General features: G+C 65.1%; 1 protein-coding gene. It reads right to left on the bottom strand.

Annotated elements, in window-relative coordinates; translation table 11 throughout:
- Positions 1-322: 322 nt before the first annotated feature.
- Positions 323-3,634: a hypothetical protein gene (locus tag SX243_25530; protein ID MDY7096351.1), complete on the bottom strand. Its 3,312-nt coding sequence runs from the start codon at positions 3,632-3,634 to the stop codon at positions 323-325.
- Positions 3,635-3,830: the final 196 nt, after the last annotated feature.

Raw genomic sequence — 3,830 nt, 5'->3', positions numbered from 1 at the left:
CTACCATATCAAACAGGGCCCGGGAGGGTGGATCGCCGTCGAGTTCAATTTCTGAGAACAGATTCACTGAATAATCTCCAAAATTTGTGAATTCCCCACCGTGGCGACCCGTTACGGGAGCAACTTCAGGGCCGGTGCCGGGCATATTTTCTTCAAACAAGACGATACGGAGGGCTGGCGCCCACTCTACAGCCCAAAGCTCGACAGCCTCCCCTAGGGTGGGCGCCAGCCCACCAACTCGCCTGCGACTCGGGTAGGAACAATAAGGAAAAGCCCCCGGGGGCGAGCGCCAACCGGGGGCCTTTGCTGGAACCGACAGGAGCTACTGGATAGTGACTCGCTGCCAGCCGGCGGCGCCGAGGGTGCCGTCCAGGTTGCGCACCTGCGCCCACACCCAATTCCAGGCGACGGGGCTGAAGGTACCCACCGGCGGCGGCTCGGGGATGGTGATGCCGAAGTCCCCCAGGGCGGCGCTCACGCCGGGGGCGTTCTCACCGCCCAACATCAGGCTGTAGTACAGCCAATGCTCCGCCTCCACCGCGGTCTCCCACCGGGGGCTCTCCTCGGTCCCCACTTGATCCGTGGGATAGATGGGCAGGGTCAGCTCACAGAGCTCCACCTGGTCCGGATGGTCCGGCCGCAGCGAGGTATCCGGCGGCAGATCCCTGCTCTCGTCGCAGTGATAGAGGATCTCCAGCTGCGCGCCGTGACGAATGTTGTCGCCGGAGACCCGGAAGCGCCGGGGCGCGTCGTGACGGATCTGCGGCAGCCCGAAGTGGGGCGCCGGGGCGTCCTGCAGCAGCCCGTGCTGGAGCAGCCGCACCGAATGGGAGAAAGCACCACCGAATTGCGGCGTCGCCCCGGCCCAGAAGAAGGTCATCTGGGGCACGTTGACGTTGGCGGTATTGGTGTTCATGGGCTCGAGCAACAGACTTGCCGGCGACGGTCCCGGAATCGGCACCGTGGTGCCGGTGGGGGCCGCCACCCTCCGCTCTTCGCCCAGCGGCGTCGAGATCACCATCAGCCGGTCCCGACTCGCCGACACCAGGCCGATCAAGGCGGCGCGGGTGAAGACGGTGCCTCCGGGCTCCTCCACATAGGCCTGTACCGGCGCCGTGGGATCGAACCAGAAGCCCCGCTGGACGCCGCCCAGGAAGGCCTGCACGGCAACGCCACCGTTGGCCACTCGGCTCTGGCCCTCGAGGACGTTGAAGGCGGTGGTGGTGAGCGGTGCACCGGTGTTCGCCGGGGTCACCGTATAGGAGACACCGACGATGGGCGCCACGCCCCAATCCAGCTCGTGGACGAATTGGTTGAGCCCCACCAGGTTGGTGCAGAAATCGTCCAGCGGATCGTTGGGGTTGTGCCCCGGGCAGAAGGCGCTGGTGAAGAAGAAGCGATTGAACCCATTGATGCTGCCCAGGGCGTTGAAGTCCTGGGGATTGGTGATCGCCGGGTTGGGCACCTGGAAGCCCGTGTGGGCCATGCCCTCGAGGCCGGTGATGGGCGAGAAGAAGGGATCCGAAGCGCCGGTCTTGTCGAGCCGGGCCTCCTTCTGGAACAGGCCCCGCATGGCCGCCGTCTCGATGGGCTGGTTGGCCATCTGGGCGTGGGCTCCGAAGGGGGAGCTGCCGCTGATCACCTCGGTGATGCGGTTGTTGCTGCCCTCCGGCAACGAGTGACAGTGGACGCAGGCGAAGCCGTCGGAGCTGATCAGGTGATAGAGCTTCAGACCCAGCTGGGCGCCGGTGGCGTTGGGATCGAATTGATCGACGCCGAAGTCACCACTGTACTCGCGCCCCAGGGGCTGCTTGGGATTGCCCGGGTAGTGAATGGAGTTGATGAACACCTCGTAGGCGGTCATCTCGTCCGGCGACAGCATGCTGCCCCCCAAGAGGCTGACGAAGGCGCCGTTGAAGGCGGTGAAGTCGGCCCGGTCGCCGCGCCAGTGGTACGGCGCGTTGGTGAACCACTCCTGATTCACCGGCTCCACCTCCCAATTGAGCAGCCCCTGGAGACTCTGGGTCACCATCCACTGCTTGTCCGAAGGGAAGAATTCGATCTGGAAGCTGGGCCGGTCCAAGAGCCCCGGCGGGATCGGCGCTGGCGGTAGCGCAGGATCGCCGAGATCCCAGGCCAGGCCGTCGGTGCGGGCGTCCGTATGACAGCTGGCGCAGGAGTTGAATCCATTGCCGGAGAGCTCGGCGCTGTAGAGGAATTCCTGCCCCGCCCGCACCCAGCTGGGAGTGGGATCCTGACTGAGAGCGAACTCCCCGACCCACACCTCGTTCACCGGGTCGAAGATGGACACCGAATTGTCCAGACGGTTGAGGGAGTAGAGCCGGTGCCCCGGATCCTGATCCTGGTCGGCGTTCTTGCTCTTCAGCGCCAGCGACCGGGGGCCGGAGCGGGCGTTGGTCGAGCCCGCCACCACCGGCACTCCCATGCGCCGGATGGGCCACCAATTGGGATGCTGACCGAGGTTGGGCACGATGATGCCGATGCGGTCGCTGTTGAAGGCGGTGAAGAAGACCTTCTCCACGTCCTCGCTGGGCTCGAAGGGCACCACCGAGGTGAGCTGCGCCAGCGCACGGTCCTTGGCCACCACCCGAACATTGGGCTGCGGAGGCGGCGGGAAGGGCTGGACCGGCGTCGGCTCCAGATTGACGTCCCGGCGGTGGACGACGGTGTTCTGAGCGTCGCAGGCGTTCTCGACGTAATAGAGCGTGTGCTCCACGAATCCCGTGGCCGCCGCCGCCACCACCGGCTCGTCCCGCAGCACCTGATTCTGCGCCTCGCCGCCCACCACCAGCAGATCGTCGCCAACGGTGAAGGCCATATTCCAATTGGTCGAGCCGAGGCCGCCGAGGTCGCGGGTGGTACCGGTGACCAGATCAGCGAAGTAGACGTCGAAGTCGTAGTCGGTGGTATCCCCACCCTTCATCCCCAGAATCACCAGGTTGCCGCAGTCGGTGGCGATGGCCCGGGGCTCCTTGAGAGCGATGTTGTCGGGCATGCCGTCGCCGTCCCGATCGGCGGTCTTGGGCACTTCGGCGTTGAAGGCGGCGAAGCCGGGATTCAGCTCGTCGAGGGTCAGGGCGTCGTACCAGCCCCAAACGTCGAGGGTCATATGGGTGAGGAAGAGACTATGGCGGATGGTGGTGACGCCGTCGGGGTCGGTCTCCTCGAAGTCGTGGAAGGCGATGTCCATGGGCTCGTCGCCCACCCAGGTGGTGCGGTCCACCGTCGCCGAGAGGGTGGAAGGTCCGCCGGGGGCGGAAAGGATCACCGAGGTGACCGAGTCGCCGAGGAAGTTGGCGACGTAGAAGCGGTCCAGGTCGGGGTTCCAGCGCACCGAAACCGGTCGCAGACCGGTGGGCACCCGCGCCAGCATGCGCGCCGCCACCGGCACCGTCTCGTCGGTATCCCAGATCTCCACCGAGTTGTCCGGGGTGTTGCACACCAGCAGGTAGTCGTGGCCGTCGACCCGCGCTACCTCGATGGAGTGCACCTGTGGGCTCTCGACGTTCAGAAAGTCGGTGCGGCCTTGGGCCGACGCCGGAGAGGGTGACCCAAGCCAGGCCAGGGTCACGGTCAGGGCCAGGCACACCAAGATCGGCCGGAAAGTATTCATGGAAGTTCTCCTCCTCACAAAGACAAGAAATTCTCCCGGGAGATCGATAGAGGAGCCCCTCCATCTGCACGGTGAGCACCTGCCACCCCGCTCCCAGAGCGTTCAGCGGAAATTCCGCTTCAATTAAAAGAGACGAATCTCTGTAAATGCAGTGCGACCAATACGGAAATCGGGACAGAAGTGGTCCTAAATCGCT

The sequence above is a fragment of the Acidobacteriota bacterium genome, assembly GCA_034211275.1.
GTDB lineage: Bacteria > Acidobacteriota > Thermoanaerobaculia > Multivoradales > JAHZIX01 > JAGQSE01.
Note: the sequence above shows the minus strand (reverse complement) of the source record. Positions and strands in the feature narration are given on the sequence as shown.